The organism is Maricaulis alexandrii (assembly GCF_005871165.1).
In the GTDB taxonomy this organism is placed as follows: domain Bacteria; phylum Pseudomonadota; class Alphaproteobacteria; order Caulobacterales; family Maricaulaceae; genus Maricaulis; species Maricaulis alexandrii.
Map to the genome: position 1 here is coordinate 104,552 of NZ_SWKP01000010.1, position 18,528 is coordinate 123,079.

General features: G+C 63.9%; 13 protein-coding genes and 1 tRNA gene. 9 read left to right on the forward strand and 5 right to left on the reverse strand.

Going from position 1 to position 18,528, the window contains the following annotated elements; translation table 11 throughout:
- Positions 1-57 precede the first annotated feature (57 nt).
- The 5 genes from FCS99_RS14875 to FCS99_RS14895 all read left to right on the forward strand — a co-directional run bounded on the left by FCS99_RS14875 (position 58) and on the right by FCS99_RS14895 (position 7,531).
- On the forward strand, positions 58-2,121 hold the full coding sequence (locus FCS99_RS14875; protein WP_138513978.1) for a M13 family metallopeptidase: 2,064 nt from the start codon (positions 58-60) through the stop codon (positions 2,119-2,121).
- 154 nt (positions 2,122-2,275) lie between these two features.
- On the forward strand, positions 2,276-4,372 hold the full coding sequence (locus tag FCS99_RS14880) for a M13 family metallopeptidase (RefSeq protein ID WP_138513980.1): 2,097 nt from the start codon (positions 2,276-2,278) through the stop codon (positions 4,370-4,372).
- Positions 4,373-4,549: 177 nt separating this feature from the next.
- Positions 4,550-5,674, forward strand: coding sequence for a pentapeptide repeat-containing protein (locus tag FCS99_RS14885; RefSeq protein WP_171036401.1), 1,125 nt, complete (start codon positions 4,550-4,552; stop codon positions 5,672-5,674).
- A 193-nt stretch (positions 5,675-5,867) separates the two neighbouring features.
- Positions 5,868-6,845, forward strand: coding sequence for a hypothetical protein (locus tag FCS99_RS14890; RefSeq protein WP_138513984.1), 978 nt, complete (start codon positions 5,868-5,870; stop codon positions 6,843-6,845).
- Between the two features lie 80 nt (positions 6,846-6,925).
- Positions 6,926-7,531: a hypothetical protein gene (locus FCS99_RS14895; protein WP_138513986.1), complete on the forward strand. Its 606-nt coding sequence runs from the start codon at positions 6,926-6,928 to the stop codon at positions 7,529-7,531.
- Here the strand turns inward: FCS99_RS14895 and FCS99_RS14900 are convergent.
- Positions 7,515-9,140, reverse strand: coding sequence for an aminotransferase class V-fold PLP-dependent enzyme (locus FCS99_RS14900; RefSeq protein ID WP_233352855.1), 1,626 nt, complete (start codon positions 9,138-9,140; stop codon positions 7,515-7,517). The two genes, FCS99_RS14895 and FCS99_RS14900, sit on opposite strands and share 17 nt — an antisense overlap.
- A gap of 105 nt (positions 9,141-9,245) precedes the next feature.
- On the opposite strand from FCS99_RS14900, the gene FCS99_RS14905 reads away from it, so the two are divergent.
- The 3 genes from FCS99_RS14905 to FCS99_RS14915 all read left to right on the forward strand — a co-directional run bounded on the left by FCS99_RS14905 (position 9,246) and on the right by FCS99_RS14915 (position 11,995).
- Positions 9,246-9,695, forward strand: a complete 450-nt coding sequence (locus FCS99_RS14905) for an Lrp/AsnC family transcriptional regulator (protein ID WP_456085646.1) — start codon at positions 9,246-9,248, stop codon at positions 9,693-9,695.
- A 77-nt stretch (positions 9,696-9,772) separates the two neighbouring features.
- Positions 9,773-11,137, forward strand: a complete 1,365-nt coding sequence (locus FCS99_RS14910) for an MFS transporter (protein ID WP_138513990.1) — start codon at positions 9,773-9,775, stop codon at positions 11,135-11,137.
- Positions 11,138-11,506: 369 nt separating this feature from the next.
- Positions 11,507-11,995 (forward strand): DJ-1/PfpI family protein, encoded by a 489-nt coding sequence (locus FCS99_RS14915; RefSeq protein ID WP_138513992.1) that lies wholly within the window; start codon positions 11,507-11,509, stop codon positions 11,993-11,995.
- A gap of 88 nt (positions 11,996-12,083) precedes the next feature.
- Here FCS99_RS14915 and FCS99_RS14920 read toward each other — a convergent pair whose 3' ends face one another.
- From FCS99_RS14920 to FCS99_RS14935, 4 genes are all read right to left on the reverse strand, one after another.
- Positions 12,084-13,301: an alginate export family protein gene (locus tag FCS99_RS14920; RefSeq protein WP_171036402.1), complete on the reverse strand. Its 1,218-nt coding sequence runs from the start codon at positions 13,299-13,301 to the stop codon at positions 12,084-12,086.
- 20 nt (positions 13,302-13,321) lie between these two features.
- A complete protein-coding gene (locus FCS99_RS14925; protein WP_138513995.1) occupies positions 13,322-14,995 on the reverse strand; it encodes a methyl-accepting chemotaxis protein in 1,674 nt (557 codons plus the stop codon).
- Positions 14,996-15,528: 533 nt separating this feature from the next.
- A tRNA-Arg gene (locus tag FCS99_RS14930) sits at positions 15,529-15,605 on the reverse strand.
- Positions 15,606-15,719: 114 nt separating this feature from the next.
- Positions 15,720-16,718: a P1 family peptidase gene (locus FCS99_RS14935; RefSeq protein ID WP_233352856.1), complete on the reverse strand. Its 999-nt coding sequence runs from the start codon at positions 16,716-16,718 to the stop codon at positions 15,720-15,722.
- Positions 16,719-16,785: 67 nt separating this feature from the next.
- Here FCS99_RS14935 and ggt point away from each other — a divergent pair, with 67 nt between their 5' ends.
- Positions 16,786-18,528: a gamma-glutamyltransferase gene (gene ggt, locus FCS99_RS14940; protein ID WP_138513999.1), complete on the forward strand. Its 1,743-nt coding sequence runs from the start codon at positions 16,786-16,788 to the stop codon at positions 18,526-18,528.

Below are 18,528 nucleotides of genomic sequence, written 5' to 3' on the forward strand. Positions count from 1 at the left end.
TTGCATTCAGCGCGGGGCGTCTTATTTTCACGCATCACATGATTGGGGATATCTAAGATGAAGAAGCTCTTGTTGAGCAGTGTGGCCCTGGCCATCGTCGCCGCCTGCAGCCCGACCGGGACGACGGACGGTGAGGCCGAGAACGCCGCTGTCGAAATGGCCGGAACGCCGGAACTGGGCGCCTGGGGTTTCGACCTCGCCGGCATGAATACCGAGATCGCACCGGGCGATGACTTCAACCAGTATGCCAACGGCACCTGGCTGGAAACGGAGGAAATGCCGTCCGACCTGTCGCGCTATGGCATGTTCACCGTGCTTCATCTGGAAGCCGAGGAACAGGTGAAGGAGATCATCACGGACCTGGGCGCCGTTGACGCGGCCGACGGCACGGTGGAGCAGCAGGTCGGCGACCTCTACGGCTCCTGGATGGACACCGAGACGATCGAGCAGCGCGGCCTGGCCCCGGCGCAGCCCTTCCTGGACGAGATCGCAGCCGCGGAAAGCCACGCCGACATCAGCGCGCTCTTCGCCACCATCCACCACCAATCCCCCTTCGGCGTCGGCATCATTCCCGACCCGGCCGACACGACCCGCTACACGGTCTTCGTCGGGCAGGACGGCCTCGGCCTGCCGGACCGTGACTACTATCTCGAAGAGGACAATCAGCGGTATCGCGACGCCTACCACGCCTATATCGAGGAAATCTTCGACCTCGCCGGCATCGAGGGCGGTGCGGAAAAAGCCGACGCCATCATCGCGCTGGAAACCGCGATCGCCCAGGTCCACTGGACCCAGGCCGACAGCCGCGACATCCAGAAGATCTACAATCCGATGCCGCTCGACCAGCTGGCCGCACTGGCACCGCAGTTCGACTTCGTGTCCGGCATGGAACAACTGGGTCTGGACGGGGTCGCCACCTATCTGGTCGCCCAGCCGAGTGCGATCGAGGGCGCCGGCATCATCTTCGCCGAGACCCCCGTCGAGGTCTGGCAGGACTACATGACCTTCCATTTCCTCTCGAACAATGCGGCGCGTCTGCCGGAAGCCTTCGACACGGCCAGCTTCAACATGTTCGGCCGCACCATGCGCGGCACCGAAGAACAGCGTCCGCGCGATCGCCGCGGTGCCAATCTGGTCGGTGGCCAGCTGGGTGAAGCGGTCGGTCAGGTCTATGTGGAACGCCATTTCCCGCCCTCCTCCAAGGCCGCCATGGAAGGCCTGGTCGAAAACCTGATCGTCGCCTTCCGCGGCCGTTTGGAAAACCTGGCCTGGATGGATGACGAGACCCGCGCCGAAGCGCTGTCAAAGCTCTCCACCTTCGAGCCGCGCATCGGTTATCCGGATGAGTGGCGCGACTACTCCGCCCTGGAAATCCGGGCGGATGACCTGTTCGGCAACATGGTTCGCCTGCGCGAGTTCAACTGGAATGACCAGGTCGAGGACCTGACCGGTCCGGTGGACCGGGGCGAATGGCCCTACCCGCCGCAAACCGTCAACGCGTCCTACAACCCGCTGATGAACCAGATCACCTTCCCGGCCGGCATCCTGCAGCCGCCCTTCTTCGACCCCTACGCGGATCCGGCGGTGAATTATGGCGGTATCGGTGCCGTGATCGGCCACGAAATCGGCCACGGCTTTGACGACCAGGGCCGCCGTTTCGACGAGAACGGGGCTATCCGTGACTGGTGGACGCCGGAAACCAACGCGGCCTTCGAGGAACGCGCCGAGCGCCTGGAATTGCAGTACAATTCCTACTCCCCGGTCGAAGGCCGTTTCGTGAATGGTGATCTCACCATGGGCGAGAATATCGGCGACCTCGGCGGTCTGCAGATGGCCTATACGGCCTATCGCCAATACCTCGACAATTGCTGTGGCGGCGAAGCCCCGGTGATTGACGGCCTGACGGGCGACCAGCGCTTCTTCCTGGCCTGGGCCCAGGTCTGGCGCGGCCTGATCCGTGAAGACCAGCTGATCAACCAGCTCGCCACCGACCCGCACAGTCCGGCGCAATACCGGATCAACGGCGTCGTGCGCAATCTGGACGCCTGGTACGAGGCCTTCGGCGTGACCGAAGAGAATGACCTCTACCTGCCGCCGGAAGAGCGTGTCTCCATCTGGTAAGCCATTGCAGCCAACACAAACAGAAAAGGCCCGGTTCCGACCGGGCCTTTTTTGTGACTGGCGTGTCAAACGTGACAGTTCGGTCATTTGCGCGCGGAGAAACACGCCCTACTCTCTTGTCCGAAAGAATTCCGGAAAGTGATGGGGGTACATCATGAAGAAGTTCCTGCTGGGCACGGCTGCCCTGGCCCTGCTGACAGCCTGTCAGCCCGCCGAAGAGGCCACCGAAACCGAAACGCCGGCGGCCACCAGCGAGGCTCCGGCCTCCCAGGAGACCGCGACCGCGTCCGAAACCACGCCGGAACTCGGCGAATGGGGTGTCGAGACGCAATACATCTCCGACACGGTGGATCCTGGCGACGACTTCTTCCGCTATGTGAATGAAGGCTGGCTGGATACGACGGAGATCCCGGACGGCTTCTCCAATTTCGGCTCCTTCAGCGAACTCTATCTGCGCTCCGAGGAACGCATTGAAGGCATCATCATGGAGGCTGCGGCCGCCAATGCCGAGGACGGAACCGTCGAACAGCAGGTCGGCAACCTCTATGCCAGCTACATGAATACCGAGCGGCTGGAGGAACTCGGCCTGGATCCGGCCCGCCCGGGCCTGGAGCGCATTGCCGCCGCCAGCACGCACGATGATATTGCCGCCCTGATGGGCGCACCGGGGACGCAATCCCTGTTCGGCGCCTGGGTCGGCCGCGATCCCGGCAATCCCCAGCGCTACATCGTCTCGATGAGCCAGGGCGGGCTGGGCCTGCCGGACCGCAACTATTATCTCGATGACACGGAGCGCTTCGAGACCTATCGCGCCGCCTATCTCGACTACATCGCCGACGTGTTCGACATGATCGGTGTCGAGGGCGGTGCCGAGAAGGCCCAGGCCATTCTCGACCTGGAAACGGCGATTGCGGAAATCCACTGGACGCGGGCGGAAAGCCGCGACCGGGTGGCCACCTACAATCTGATGGGTGCCGATGATGTCGCCGCCTATGCTGACGGCTTCCCCTGGGAGACCTTCTGGACCGCGCTCGACTTCGCCGACCAGGACGAGTTCGTCGTGCGCCAGAACACGGCCATCCAGTCCCTCGCCCAGCTCTTCTCGGAAATCCCGGTCGAGACCTGGCAGGACTATCTCGCCTTCCACTGGATGGAGAGCCACCGCGACGAGTTGACACCGGAATTCTACGAACGGTCCTTCGACTTCTACGGCCGCACGCTGAACGGCACCGAGACCCCGCGCCCGCGGGACCGCCGGGCGATCCAGTTCGTCAACGGAAACATGGGTCAGGCCATCGGCCAGATCTATGTCGAGCACTACTTCCCGCCCGAATACAAGGAACAGATGGAAGAGCTCGTCGGCTATCTGCGCGCCGCCCTGCGCGAGCGGATCGAGACGCTGGAATGGATGGATGACGAGACCCGCGCCGAGGCCTTCGACAAGCTGGAGAAATTCCTGCCGAAGATCGGCTATCCGGACGTCTGGCCGGACTATTCCGACATCGAGATCCGTCCCGATGACCTTTGGGGCAATAATGAGCGTGTGAATGCCTGGTTCCGCCAGGACAGCCGCGACCGCCTGCGCGGACCGATCCGCGACTGGGAATGGTTCATGTCACCGCAAACGGTGAATGCCTATTATTCCTCGACTTCCAACGAGATCGTCTTCCCGGCGGCCATCCTGCAGGGGCCCTTCTTCGATCCCTTCGCGGATCCGGCCGTCAATTTCGGCGGTATCGGCGCGGTGATCGGCCACGAAATGGGCCACGGTTTCGATGACCAGGGCAGCCAGTCCGACGGCGATGGCGTGCTGCGCAACTGGTGGACCGATTTCTCCCGGGAGCAGTTCGACCAGCGCACGGACCAGATCGTCGCCCAGTACGAGCAGTTCTCGCCGGTGGAAGGCATGAACGTCGATGGCCGCCTGACCCTGGGTGAAAATATCGGTGATATCGGCGGTGTCTCCATGGCCTATCGCGCCCTGCAGATGTACGCCGAGGACCATGGCCTGGCGGACGAGCTCGACGGCTATTCGGCCGATCAGCGCTTCTTCCTGGCCTGGGGCCAGGTCTGGCGCCGCCTCTACACGGAGGACGCCCTGGTCTCCCGTCTGACCACTGACTCGCACAGCCCGTCGCAATACCGGGTCAATGGCGTGGTCCGGAACATGGACGTCTGGTATGAGGCCTTCGGTGTCACCGAGGACGACGACCTCTACCTGCCGCCGGAAGAGCGGGTCTCCATCTGGTAGGACACCGCATAAGATATGACCTTCGAAACGGGCCCGAACAGCAGTTCGGGCCCGTTTTCTTTCAGGGACTTTTACCTCGCCGCGGCAGTTTCGATACGCCCGTGCGACCGCCCGGGTATCAGGGTCAACTATCCGGGGCCGGGTCACCGTTCGGCGGTGCACCGACATCTTATTTCCATGCCGAAGACGAAACAGGTTCTGGTCGATCACGAGCGTTATGTTCGACGCTTGGACGGCGGCTGCAAGGCGCAGTTCCGCTTCGCCAATCTGCCGGGGATGGACCTGCAACGCCGGCAATTGAAAGAAATCGAATTCCTGGGCTGCAATCTGCGCGGCTCACGCATGGCCCTGTCGAACTTCAGCTATTCATCCTTCTACGGCAGCGACCTGTCGCATTGCGATTTGCGCGGCTCTCATCTGGTCCGGGCGGACATGCGCGGCAGTGCCCTCGCGGGGGCCAAGCTGGGCTTCGCCAATCTTGATGGTGCCGACTTCCGCAAGGCCTCCCTCCTGCGACTGGATGATGCCACCGGGCTGATCAACTGGCAGTCGGAAGCCCATCCGGGGGCAGAACCTGTCTCGGTCGATTTCTCTGACAGTTCACTGCGGGGCGCCAAGCTCAGCGATGCCAAGCTGCAAGGCGCCATTTTTGACGGGGCCTTGCTTGAAGGAGCCGATCTTCAGGGAGCCAATCTCACCGGCGCCAGCTTCCGCAATGCCATTCTGCAAGACACAAACCTGGACGGCGCCCAACTGAGCGAGGGCGCGCTCGCCGAAGCCCTCCTGCCACCGGACTGCGAAGCCCGCGCCCGGAAGGCGGACAGGCTGAAGGCTCTGGCAGACAGCCGCGCCTGGGCGGAAACCCGGGGCCAGTCCGGAGCCAAGGCTGTCCTGGATGGAGCCGACTTGCGGGTCATGGGCGACGCCCTGAAGAAGGCGCGACTGCCCGGAGCCTCCCTGAAACAGGTCTGTGCCGTGGGTGTCGACTTTTCCGGGTGCTCCCTGGTCGCTGCCGATTTCACCGGCGCGGATCTGCGCTTCGCCAAATTCATCGGCGCCGATCTGCGGGGCTGCAACTTCACCCGTGCGCAGCTGACGCAGGCCAGTTTCGCCGGGGCCAACCTTCTGCCGCTGCAAGGGGCCGGTGAGCGGCTCTACCAACCGCGCTTCAGCGGCGCCCGGCTCGACAATCTCGATCTGGAGCAGGCCCAGCTGGACCCTGAACTCCTCGATACGCTGGAAGACCAAATCTGCGTCTGCGCCTCAACGGAGATGTCCCCGCTCTCGGCGTCCCAGGGCTGAAGCCGAAGGCAGCCCCCTCCCGACCAGTCGAGCAACCCACTGACGCGAATAGGCGTTTCAATTTTCGCCTCATGGGTGAAACTTGGAATTTATGGTTAATAATCCTTAACGCGTTGATGGGCTTGCGCTAGCATCCGGTGTCTTCACGGGACGGTTTCAGACAGGTCGCGTGCTGTAGCGAGGGGGAGAATACATGTTTCGCAAGTCCGTATTGTGCGGTTCGGCACTGACGCTGATCACCGCTTCTGCTGCCCTGGCGGGTGATGCCGAGTGGTTCCCGCCGGATCCGCCCAATTCCGCCATGGCTGGCGAATGCTATGCCCGCGTGCGCATCGCGCCGGAGTATGATGTCTACACCGAACAGGTGACGACCCAGGACTCCTATGAGCGCTATGACGTCCTGCCGCCGAGCCTGCGGCCGGAAGTCCGCGAATATGTCTCGCGCGAAGCCGGTGTGCGCTACATCGTTCACGAGCCGGTCTACGAGACCGTGACGGAAACCGTCCAGGTTCGCCCGTCCTATGTGGAATATGTGGTGGAACCGGCGGTGCACGAGACCGTCACCGAAACCATCATGGTGCGCGAGCCGCGCATGGTCTGGCGCCGGGGTTATACGCCGGGCGCCCAGATGACCCGCTTCGACAGCGAGACCGGCGAAGTCTGGTGTCTGGTCGAGGAAGAGGGTGAATACCAGACCGTCACCCGCAATATCGTCGTTTCGCCGGCCGAGATCCGCGAGATCAGCCATCCGGCCGAATACGACACGATCACCCGCGACGTGCTGGTCCAGGAAGCCCGCGTCGAGGAAGTGCCGATCGACGAGCTGCGCGACACCTATCAGATCCAGGTTCTCGACCGTCACGCCTCGGTCGACAGCCGCGTGATCCCGATGGAGACAGAAACCGTCACCCGCTATTCCATGCGCACGGAAGAGCGCTGGGAATGGCGTCTGGTGGATTGCGAGGACATCGATCTGCCGGGCTACAACCCGCCCGCCCAGGCCGACATTCCGCCGGTGGCCCAGAATCAGCACCAGCCAAACTCCGCACCGGTGGCCCAGGGCCGGACCTATCTGTACGGCACGGACATGCCGGCCGAGCAGACCTATTCCGAAGAAGTGCCGGTCGCCCAGGCCAGCTATTCCACCCGGACGCGCCGCCGCGCGCAGTAGCGCACTGGACGCACAGGACTGAAACGCCAAGATGAACGGCGCGGGCTCCGGCCCGCGCCGTTTGTCATGGGAGATCGATCTTGGCCGTGCAGGATTACATGGTGGGTTATGGCAGCCTGTTGAGCACCTATAGCCGCACCACCTATTCCGGCATCACCACGGACGCCCTGCCCGTCATCGCGGAGGGCTGGAAGCGTGGCTGGACCGTGCGCTATGGCGATGAACGGGCCACCTATGCCGGGGTCCGCCCGGTGCGTCACGCCCATCTCCATGCTGCCCTGGTCCCGACCGAGATCACCGACGCACTGCGCCATCGCGAGCGCGGCTATGTCTTCACCCAGATCGATCCGGCCAGTGTCCATCATGCTGACGGACGCGGAACGCCGCTGCCAGAGGGGCGCTACTGGATCGTGGTCAATCGCGAACAGGTCAGCGCCGATCCGCACCACCCGATTCCGCAATCCTATGTCGACACCTGTCTGGTCGGCTGTCTGGAAACCGGCGGCGAAGCCCGGGCGCGGGCCTTCATCCGCACCACCGAATTGTGGGATGCGCCCTGGATCGACGACCGGGCGGAAGAAACCCCGCTCTATCCCCGCCTGACCCCGCCCACACCGGAGCAGCGCGACCAAATCGATGCCCTGCTCGCCGCAGAGGGCATCCTCAAATTCAGGACATCACGCTGACCGTGTCGACCAGGGCCCGGGCCTCCGCCAGGGCCTGACGCCGCAAGCGTTTCAGCGCCACATCATCCAACGGCCGTCGCGGGGTTGCCGGACGGGTCAGCAGGGTTTCGGGGAAGACACCGGTCGCGATGCGGTCCTGATCGTGTGACCATCCACCAGTGGTAGGATCAAGGCAGTATCGTGATGCCAAATTGGTCGCATGCTGAGCCAGGAACAGGACCGCTTCGATCAGGTATTGGACCTCGTCCGGTGACATGACCCAATGCAGACTGACCCGGCACCAGCCCGGTCTTGCCCCGGTTTCACCGTCCAGCACCTGGCGCCGGATCGCCTGTGTGGCCGCGTCATCCAGCCCCAACAGCGCATGCCCATAGGGTCCGGCACAGGAACAGCCCGCCCGCGACTGGATGCCGAACAGATCGTTCAGCAAGCGCGTCACAAGCCGGGGCGGAACGATACCGCCCTCACTATCTCTCAGATTGAACGAGACAATTCCGATCCGGCGCGCCGGATCCTGGGGGCCGAGAATGTCGATGGAGGGGTGATCGGACCAGGCCTGGAAAGCCAGCTCAAGCGCTTCATGCTCGGCCTCGGCAATCCGCTCATGGCCGATTTCCGCCTGAAGTTTCAGGGCCAGGGCGGCCCGGACAAATTGCGGCAGACCCGGCGTCCCGGCCCGTTCGCGCGCCTCGATATCCTCAATGAAATCATGACCATCTGGCCAGACATAGCGAACCGTCCCGCCCGCACTCTGGGTCGGCGGCAAGGTCCGGTCATAGAGGGCGGAGGCCAGGACCAGCAGCCCGCAACTCCCCGGACCGCCAATGAATTTGTGCGGTGAGAAATACACCGCATCGATCCGCGCCTGCGGATCCCCGTCCGGGTGCATGTCGATCGGCAAATAGGGGGCGCTGGCCGCACAATCCAGACACAGGATCGCATCATGCGCGTGCAGAAGACGCGCCAGGGCCCGCACATCCGTCTTCACGCCTGTCACATTGGAGGCCGCTGAAAACGCACCGATTTTCCGCCTTCCGGCATGACGGGGATCGGCCAGCTCCCGGGCCAGCGCTGCCAGATCGATACCGCCTTCCGTGTCCAGCGGGATGGACACGGTCTCCGCCAGGCTCTCCCGCCAGGTCAACTCATTGGAATGATGTTCGTACGGCCCCAGAAACACGACCGTGTCTGCCGCCCGGTCCGCCTCGACGCCCAGCGCCTTGCGCGTCGCTGGCGCAATGGCAAGCCCCAGTATTTCCTGGAGTTTATGGATTGCCCCGGTCGCGCCGGACCCGCAGGCGATCAGGCAGTCCGCCGGCCCCGCATTCACCGCATCCTTGATGACCCGTTCCGCCTCGCGCATCCAGGCATTCGAGACCCGGCCCGTTGCGCTGTCCTCTGTGTGGGGATTGGCATAGTCCGCATCGAGCTGCGCCAAGACCGCCTCGATCGGGTCATAGGCCCGGCCCGAGGCCGTGTAATCCGCATAGAGAAAGGGCCGCAGGCCGAAAGGCGTCTGCAATGTCTGCCCGGTTCCTGACAGGCCCTTGCGGACAGCAAGACGCGGGGCAGATGGGCGATCAGGGTCAAAAAAGGCTGTATCCGGCATGGTTTGCACAGACAAACACAAACCGGCCGCCGATATTCACCAATTTCCCCTAGTGTCAGCCCATGATATGAGTGAATTTCACTACCACATGGCACTCATATGGACATTGATGACTATGATATCCGGCTTCTCCGAGCGGTTCAGAGCGACTCGGACCGGACCGTACAGCAATTGGCGGACCTGATCGGCCTGTCGGCCACCCCGACGGCCCGCCGTCTCAAACGCCTCGCCGATGCCGGCATTATCCGCAAGCATGTCGCCCTGCTGGATCCGGAGGCGCTGGACCTGCAGGCCACCCTCTTCATCACGGTACGCACCAGTCACCATGACGCGGAATGGCTGACCCGGTTTGCCGAGGGCGTGAAACGCATGCCGGAAGTGATCGAATTCTACCGGCTCAGTGGCGATATCGACTATCTGATCAAGCTTTGTCTGCCCGATGTGAAAGCCTATGACGCGGTTTACAAGAAGCTGATCGCCATCGCGCCCCTGTCCGATGTCTCCGCCAGCTTCGCCATGGAAGCCATCAAGAACACAACGGAATTGCCCGTTTAGACAGGGTCTTGCGCTTGCATGCCCGGCAGGGATGCGGGAAGCTTGCGCTTCCGGCCACCCGAAACCCTGTGGGACTGATGACCGATACTTCCGACACGCACCGCCCCCGCCACTCTGCCACCGAGAGCTATCGCAATGTCGCGGCGATCGTGGCGGCCCTGTCCATCCTGCAGATGGCGGCCGGTGCCCTGTCCGTGGTCGGACCGCTGTCGCTGATCAGCTCCGGCGCATCCTCTTTCAAGATCGGTCTCATCGTGGCGGGCTATGCCACAGGCTTCCTGCTCGGTGCCAATTTCGCGCCGCGGGAAATCGCCCGCATCGGGCATATCCGCGCCATCGCCGGCTTTGCTGCCATCACGGCCATTGCCGTGGCGGCCCTCTATCTGTCGACGGCCACCGCCTGGTGGCTGGTCATGCAATTCATCATGGGACTCTGTGTCGCCAGCTTCCTCGCCGCCGGCGAAAGCTGGGTCGCCGATGCCGCGCCGCCGGAACGCCGGGGTGCCATTCTGGCCTTCTACCTGGTCGCTGCGAAGATCGGTTTCATCATCGGCCCCTTCCTGGTGGCCGGTATCGAACCCGGTGTCGCCGCCGGCTTCCTTGTCGTGGCGGCGCTCTACACGGCCAGCCTGGTGCCCGCGACGGCCACCAATCGCGCCCAGCCCGCGCCACCAACATCCGAAAGCTTCGGCCCGCTCAAGGTCTTCCGGATTGCCCCGTCCGCCATCATCGCCGCAATGGCGGCCGGCCTCGTCAACGGACCGGTCATGCAGCTTTATGCGGTCTTTGTCGGCGGCTTGGGAACCGAGTCCGTCGTCCAGACGGCCGCCCTGTTCAACGCCTTCCTCGTCGGCGGGTCCGTACTGGCGCAATGGCCGGCCGGCCTTCTCTCCGACCGGATGGACCGACGGATCGTGATCGCCGGATTGGCCCTGACCGCCGGGATCGGCGCACTCGGACTGGGCCTGCTGTCCGGCGTCCTGCCCCTCATCCTGGTCTTGGCGATTGCCGCGGTCTGGGGGGCCGGCGCGCAATCCTATTACGGCATTGCGGTCGCCCATGCGGCGGACCGCGCGCCGGACGGCCAGGCCACCAACATGATGTCCGGCATCCTGATCGTTTATGGCCTGGGCACCATGATCGGACCGGTACTGGCCGGCGTCGTCATGGCCCTGCTGGGCCCCTCTGCCCTCTTCCTCTATGCGTCTGTGATCCTCTTCGCCCTGTTCGGCATCATGTTGTATCGCCGCGGCGGCAAGGCTCCTGTGGTTTCCGACGACAAGGCCGATTTCGAGCCGACATCGGCAACCAGTGTGGCAGTGTATGACCTGACGGAATTCGCCAGTGACGAGGACGGTGACGGGATCACAGAACCGTCCGGCCTGGATGAAGCCGACGATGATGGCCGCGCAGACCCTGACGAAAACTATTGGGAACGCTAGGCCCGCCGCCCATCGCCGGCCCTGCCACGTCACGAATGGCGCTGTTCACCACACTATAGACACGCCCTCTCCGACGAACGGAGCAATGCGCCAAGTGCTGTCCCACTGCTTATATGCGCAACGCTTCCCGGGACTAGGCCTATACTAAAAACAAATATCCACCCCCTGAAATATTCAACCCGGTAAATTCTTGTATTAGTCCGGTGAGACGAGCGAATTTTCCTGCCATTGAATTTTTAAATCGGCAAATCATTACATCCAAAATCAGTAGCTGCCCTTGATTCCGGCCCTGAAAACACTATCCCTAAGACCCGAAACAATTCGACGGTCCCCCAGGGCCGCACGCTGAAACGGAGTTAGCCAAACAGTATGAGACATCGCCAAAGCCCCACCCGGGTCGCCACCTTTGTGGCCGAAGCCGTCAATATTCGTCAGATGCAAACCACGACCGAAGCCCTGCAGCGCAATAACCGCCGCGCCGTGCTCGTGTCCGACCAGCACGCCCTGCTGCGTGGTTTCAACGGCCCGGCGGAGCTGAACTTTGCGATTGCCGAACTGACCGCGGATGTCGACCCGGCCACGCATGAGGCGCTTGTCCTGATGGATGGCTCCGACAAGCTCGATGCGAGTGCCCGTGACCTGGCCAAACGCTTCATGGACGCCGGCAAGCCGGTCATCGCCCTGAGTGGTGCGGCCGGACTGGTCTCTGCCCTGGTCGGCAATGACGCCCCGTCGGCGGATACGGCCTCGGCCCTGATCGACGGTCAGCTTTACCAGGTGACGGATGAGGATGCGGACTGGAAGCTGCTGACCGCCGTCAGCGAGCGCCTCGACGCCCAGCAGGCCGTGCACGCCTGATTTCGGCCTCCACCGGACGTGATGACAAAAGAAAAGGGCGTGCCGGCAACCGGCACGCCCTTTTCCGCCCAATGCGACACTGACAAGGTCAGCGCGAATAGCTCAGGATGATCCAGTTCTTGGTTCGATCCGCCGGCGCCGGGGCCACATCCGGCCCGTCATACTCGGCAAATTGCCAGGACAGCTCGAATCCGCCCGGCAATTCCGCGCTGACGAAAGCATCCCATTCCTCGCCCAGATCGGCGCCCAGCCGTTCGGACTGGAAATCATGGTAGCGGACCCCCGCTTCCAGTCCGCGGACCCAGCCCGCGTCCCAGCCGAGCCCATAGCTGGCCATGACATTGAAATCCTCGACACCGTCAACCGTGCCCTGGCGGCCACCGCCTGAGAAGGCATCGGCCCAGCCCAGCACACCATGGTTCTTGCCCAGCGGGTTGGACACGCCGGTCGAGCCATTGCCGTCGACGATGTCGTAGCCGATGGCCAGCTCGGCCCCACCGCGTGACACGGACAGGTCCGTTGAGATCAGGTTGAGATCGAAATCGGTGGTGGCGGAGCCATAGTCGGACTGATGGGACGCCATGACCGCATAGTCGATCTCATAAGCCCCGCGTTCGACACCGCCATTGATCCGCGTGCCCCAGGTCTGGTTGGAGCGTTCTTCACGGCCCGGCTCGGTGATATCGATCAGGTAGAGGAAGCCCGAGACACCCAGCGCGTCGGACGCGGTGTAGTGGACGTTGAAGAGGTGGCTGTCGCTATCCCAGTTGGAGTCATCGCCCGGACCGCGATTGACCTGGTCGTGATAGACATAGGTCGCGCGCCAGTCGCCCCGGGTATAGTCGACACGGAGCGCGTCGTGGGAGTTCTTGTCCTGACGATGCCCGGCCGAGGCCACGAAGCGACCATCATCGAAGTCCAGATACTGGCGACCGACAGTCACCGAGACATGCTCATTGAAAGCATAGCTCGCCTGAAGCCGGTTCAACTCGGTGAAGGCCCCATCAGAGATAGAAGTATACTGGCTCAGCCCGTTGAGACCGGAATTATAGTCATCATCCCCGTCCAGGGCGACGACGTTTTCGACTTCACCCAGGAAGGTGAACCCGTTCCAGTCCGGCGAACGCCAGCCCAGACGGGTCCGCAGCGTGGTCGCATCCGCGCCCAGCTTGCCGTCCTGGTCGGCATTCTCGTAGCGCGCCCGCATGTCAAGGAAGACGGTACCGTTTTCGCCATCGGCCAGAGCCGCAGTTGGCAGGGCCATCATCAGGCCAGCGGTCGCCAGCAGAAGGTTTTTGGGGTTCATGATCATCTCCTGTGGACCTCTTAGGCAGCCCGGATGCTGTCGAGGAATTGCTCGAATTCGGACTTCCAGGCCTTGTGACGGCTGGACATTTCCGATGCGGCTTCGAGTACGGAACGGGACACGGAATCGGTCTCGCTGGTGAAACCGGCCACGCGTTCCACATCGTCGGCCGCAGACGTGGTCCCGTCCTGGGCCCGCTGCGCGGACTCGGCAATTTCAGACGTGGCGACACGTTGCTGTTCGATGGCCGAGGCCGAGGCCACAGCCAGTTCTCCCAGCTGCGTGACGGCTTCCAGCGCCTTGGCGGCAGAGGCCGTACACTGGTCGGTCGCCGACTGGATGCCGGAGACGCGTTCTGCGATCTGCTGCGTGGCCTGCGTAGTCTGTTCGGCCAGCGCCTTCACTTCCGATGCGACGACCGCAAAGCCCTTGCCGGCTTCACCGGCCCGCGCCGCCTCGATGGTGGCGTTGAGCGCCAGAAGGTTGGTCTGGCTGGCAATCGTCTCGATCAGGTCGATGATCTCGCCGATCGCAGAGGCCGACTGGGCCAGTTCCTGGATCACATCGGCACTGTTGGAGGTTTCCGTGCCGGCCTGTTGCGACAGTTCGCTGGTCCGGGTCACCTGGGTGGAGACTTCACTGATCGACGCCGCCAGTTCCTCGGAGGCTGCGGCCACGGCCTGCACGCTCGAGGCGGCATGGCCGGCGGCTTCGCGCGCCGAACCGGACGCGGTCGCGGCTTCACCCGATGTCGACTGCATCTGCGAGGCCGACGAAGAGAGTTGTTCCGAAGCCGCCATCACGCTGGCGAGCAATTCGGTCGAGACCCGTTCGAAATGGACAACCGCGGCTTCGGTGCGGGCTTGGCGCTCGGCTTTGGCCTCGGCTTCGGCCGCCTCGCGAGCCCGCATGTCATCCGCCGCCTTGAGCGCGTCATGAAGCGTCGTGATCGAGCGGGCCAGATCACCGAACTCGTCCTTGCGCTCGGTGCCGGGAATGTCCATGCCGCGCTGGCCTTCCGCCAGCGCCCCGACCACCTGCATCACGGTTTCAAAGGCCGCACGGATAGTGCCGCCAATGACCCGGGTCAGCAGGAAGAGACCGGCCGCCGTCAGCACCACGGCCGCGATCGCGACCCAGAAGGTCATGCGCGCCATGTTCTCCAGATCGCCCCAGGCCTGTTCCAGATCCGCACGCGAGCCGTCCCGCACCGTCTCAACGGCCGTGTCGAGATTGTCATCAAACGCAGCGAGCGCATCGATGAAACGCCCGGTCTCTGCCTCGGACCGGTTGCCCGCATCCGCCGTGTAGTCGCGAACCAAACGATCCAGGTCGGCAAAGTCACGCTGCATTTGCTGCAGGGTTGCCCGGTATTCGGCCTTGTGCACCGTACTTTCTGCATCGCTCAGCGAAATGCCGAAATCCACCAGATTACCCTCGGCCGCCTCGACCCGTTCCGGGGTCGGCTGGGCCGCCATGAGATAGGTGTCGCGCAACAGGGAGGCGAGATCCTTCTCGGCCGAGTTGGCTGCCATGAGGCTCATCGTCGCTTGTCGCGCATCAACTTCGTATTCCGAAGTCACACCCCGGACGATCGTGTTGACGCCGACATAGGCGAGCATGAGCGAGACGGATGCGACGGCAAGCAGGGTCAGTCGGGCCTTGAGCGACAGGCGGTCGAGGAAGTTGGACATGGGGCTGCCTTTCAATTCACGGGCGCAAATGCGGCCTTCACGTGGTCATCGGCTGGCAAGCTTAATCATTCCTTTCGACGCTACCTTAGGTAACCCGTTGAAAGCGCATATAATATTGAATTGGCCCCGATAACGCCCGCCGAACAGCGTTCGCAATTGGCGTAAACCCCTATCGCAACAGGACCTTTCGCCAAACAAGGCTCCTGCGAGGTTTTAGATTATGACTAAAAGGAGATGCGGCGGTGACGTGAACACCGCCGCATCCAATTGAAGGACAAGGCTTCCTGGCCTTCAGGAGACGCGCGCCTTACTCGGAGGGATACAAGCCGATTGAAACCGCGCCGCGACCGGGGCAGGCCCCGGCCACCCCCGTATTCAAGGCGACACGCGCCGGGCTTTCCATGTGATTGCGATCAATTCCCGCTGTTCGCGACCAGCGCCATCCCTGTCGATGAACGACGCACAAGACACGGCGAGCGCAAGCCGGACCGGCGGTCACACGCGATCCGCAGCAGTATGACTTTGGGAAAAAATGGCGCACCGGGGAAGATTCGAACTCCCGACCCCCAGATTCGTAGTCTGGTGCTCTATCCAGCTGAGCTACCGGTGCAGGCCGTAGGCTTCGAGGTCTCAGCCCCGAAGAGGCGCGGAACCTAACCGCGCCTTTTGAACAAAGCAAGTGCCTGAATGCGGCAAATGCACGCCCTTGTGCAGCGGGGTGAAATCAGGCCCCGTCTTCCTGGCTGCGGGCGGTGTGAACACCCCGTGCCACGGCGCGGGCCAGCGTGTCGGCGGCAGCATTGCCGAGCTCTGCCAGGGTCAGTTCCGGCGTATCGCCCAGCGGTTCCCGGGCCGTCGACAGGGCGAAGACGACATCGCCATCAAACGGGGTGTGGATCGGCCTTATGGCCCGGGCCAGACCATCCTGCGCCATGATGGCCAGGCGCTGGGCCTGGGACGGGGTCAGGCTGGCATTGGTGGCAATCAGGGCGATGGTCGTGTTTTCACGGGCACCCGGATTGACCTTGGCCGCACCCCAGTCACCCGGCGACATCTGCCAATCCTGCGGCGGGCGGGCGCCACCGAACTCGGCCTCGATCTCCAGCGGCCAGGACCAGTAAACATCATCGGCCCCCGGCAGGGTCACCGAGCCGAAGGAATTGACGCAGACCAGCGCGGCCACAGCCAGACCGGAGGGCAGAACCAAAGAAGCTGTCCCGGTGCCGCCCGGATGCGCTCCGGCGCGGGCGCCATAGCCGGCGCCCGCTTTGCCCAGCGCGACGGCCTTGCTCGCCATGTCCAGCGCATCTCGGCCCAACTGGCGATAGGGCGGCCGATCACCCCATTGCTTGTCACCGCCATTGGCCAGGTCATAGAGGATGGCCGACGGGACCACGGGCGAGGGCGGCACGCCGGGCAAATCCACCAGGGAGAAGCCCTGCCCCCGGGCTCCCAAGGCCGCGGCCACGCCATCGGCAGCGGCCAACCCGTAGGACGAACCACCGGACAGGACGACCGCATCCACCGCATCGACAAGGGTGTGGGCCGCCAGGGCATCGGTTTCCCGCGTCCCCGGACCGCCACCCCGGACATCCACGGCGCAGACCGCGCGCGTTTCCGGCAGGATGACCGTGACACCGGTTTTCACGCGCATGTCTGCTGCCTGACCGATCAGGAGGCCCTCGATATCGGTCAGACTGTTGGTTTTCCCTGGCGAAGCCATGCGTGCCCCCTTACCTGATGGACGTGTCACGGCTATCGTGACGGGAGTTTTTCGAGGGGCAAGTAACATGCTGCGTAATCTGCTGACGACCACTTTCCTGGCAGCCGGACTGTTCACCGGTGCGTGTTCGGCGCCCACAGCAGATGAGACCAGCCCGCCGCCCCCGGAGACCAACCCGCCGGCCCCGTCCGGACCGGCCATGGTCTCGGCCGCCAATCCGCTGGCCGTGGAGGCCGGTCTCGACGTGCTTCGCAATGGCGGAGATGCCGTCGACGCCGCCATCGCCGTCCAAGCCGTACTGGGCCTCGTCGAGCCGCAAAGCTCCGGCCTCGGCGGTGGGGCCTTCATGCTCTATTACGACGCCCAGAGCGGCGATCTGACCGTGTATGATGGCCGCGAGACGGCACCGGCCAGTGCCAGCCCCGAACTCTTCATCGGTGAGACCGGCGAGCCCCTGGGCTTCTTCGAGGCGGTCTTCTCGGGTCACTCAGTGGGTGTGCCCGGCGCCATCCCCATGCTGGCCATGGCCCATGCCGATCATGGCGAGCTGGCCTGGGCGGAAGGCTTCACCGCGGCCACGGAACTGGCCGAGAACGGGTTCGAAGTCTCACCCCGCCTGGCTGCGCTGATCGCCGGTGTCGCACCGCGCACCCCGCTGGACGAATGGCCCGCGACCCGCGCCTATTTCTTCACCGAGGACGGAGCGCCCCTGCCCGCCGGTCATCTTCTGCGCAATCCGGACTATGCCGCCACCACACGGGCGCTGGCGGAGAACCCGCGGGCGCTCCATGAGGGCCCGATTGCCGAAGCCATCATCGAGGCGGTCCAGGCTGGACCGCGGCCGGGCGGGTTGACCCTGGAGGATCTGGCCAATTACGAGCCGATCCGCCGTGAGGCCCTGTGCCGGGGCTATCGGGAATGGACGGTATGCGGCGCGCCACCGCCGGCGTCCGGCGGGATCACGGTCAACGAAATCCTCGGCTTGCTGGAACCCTATGAGCTGAGCGCGACCGGGCCGGATACGGCAGAAGGCTGGCGCCGCTTCATCGAGGCCAGCCGCCTCGCCTATGCCGACCGCGACGCCTATGTCGGGGATGCCGACTTCGCCTTTGTGCCGACCGAAGGCCTGCTCGATGACAGCTATATCGGCGAGCGCGCCGCACTGATCGACCGGGACACGGCCATCCCGTCCGCCACGCCGGGCACGCCGCCGGGCATTGACGCACCGGGTCTGGACGCGACACCGGACTCCCCGGGCACCAGCCATTTCGTGATCGTGGACAGTGATGGCGATGTCGTCTCCATGACCACCACCGTGGAAAGCGTGTTCGGCAGCCATCGCATGGCCGGCGGCTTCCTGCTCAACAACCAGCTGACCGATTTCTCGCGCACGCCCCGCAATGCCGATGGCCAGCTGGTCCCCAACGCCCCCGATGGCGGCAAGCGTCCGCGCTCTTCCATGTCCCCGACGATTGTCTTCGACAGCGAGGGCGAGTTCGAGCTCGCCACCGGGTCTCCCGGCGGCTCGTCCATCATCGGCTATACGGCCAAGACCCTGGTCGGCATGCTGGACTGGGAACTGACCCCGCAGGAGGCCATCGAACTGCCCAATGTCGTCGCACGCGGCGATGTGGTGCGGATCGAGGATGGCATGTCACCGGATATCCTGGCCGCGCTGACGGCCATGGGTTTCACCATCGATGCCAATCGCGGTGAGATTTCCGGCCTGCACATCGTGCGGCGCCTGGACGATGGCAGCCTGATCGGCGGCGCGGATCCGCGCCGGGAAGGGATTGTCGGGGAACCCTAG

What these genes read in the sequence shown, in the direction of transcription:
- FCS99_RS14875 (WP_138513978.1), top strand. Translation starts at nt 58, where the DNA reads ATGAAGAAGCTCTTGTTGAGCAGTGTGGCCCTGGCCATCGTCGCCGCC.
- FCS99_RS14880 (WP_138513980.1), top strand. Translation starts at nt 2,276, where the DNA reads ATGAAGAAGTTCCTGCTGGGCACGGCTGCCCTGGCCCTGCTGACAGCC.
- FCS99_RS14885 (WP_171036401.1), top strand. Translation starts at nt 4,550, where the DNA reads ATGCCGAAGACGAAACAGGTTCTGGTCGATCACGAGCGTTATGTTCGA.
- FCS99_RS14890 (WP_138513984.1), top strand. Translation starts at nt 5,868, where the DNA reads ATGTTTCGCAAGTCCGTATTGTGCGGTTCGGCACTGACGCTGATCACC.
- FCS99_RS14900 (WP_233352855.1), bottom strand. Translation starts at nt 9,140, where the DNA reads ATGCCGGATACAGCCTTTTTTGACCCTGATCGCCCATCTGCCCCGCGT.
- FCS99_RS14910 (WP_138513990.1), top strand. Translation starts at nt 9,773, where the DNA reads ATGACCGATACTTCCGACACGCACCGCCCCCGCCACTCTGCCACCGAG.
- FCS99_RS14915 (WP_138513992.1), top strand. Translation starts at nt 11,507, where the DNA reads ATGAGACATCGCCAAAGCCCCACCCGGGTCGCCACCTTTGTGGCCGAA.
- FCS99_RS14920 (WP_171036402.1), bottom strand. Translation starts at nt 13,301, where the DNA reads ATGAACCCCAAAAACCTTCTGCTGGCGACCGCTGGCCTGATGATGGCC.
- FCS99_RS14925 (WP_138513995.1), bottom strand. Translation starts at nt 14,995, where the DNA reads ATGTCCAACTTCCTCGACCGCCTGTCGCTCAAGGCCCGACTGACCCTG.
- FCS99_RS14935 (WP_233352856.1), bottom strand. Translation starts at nt 16,718, where the DNA reads ATGGCTTCGCCAGGGAAAACCAACAGTCTGACCGATATCGAGGGCCTC.
- ggt (WP_138513999.1), top strand. Translation starts at nt 16,786, where the DNA reads ATGCTGCGTAATCTGCTGACGACCACTTTCCTGGCAGCCGGACTGTTC.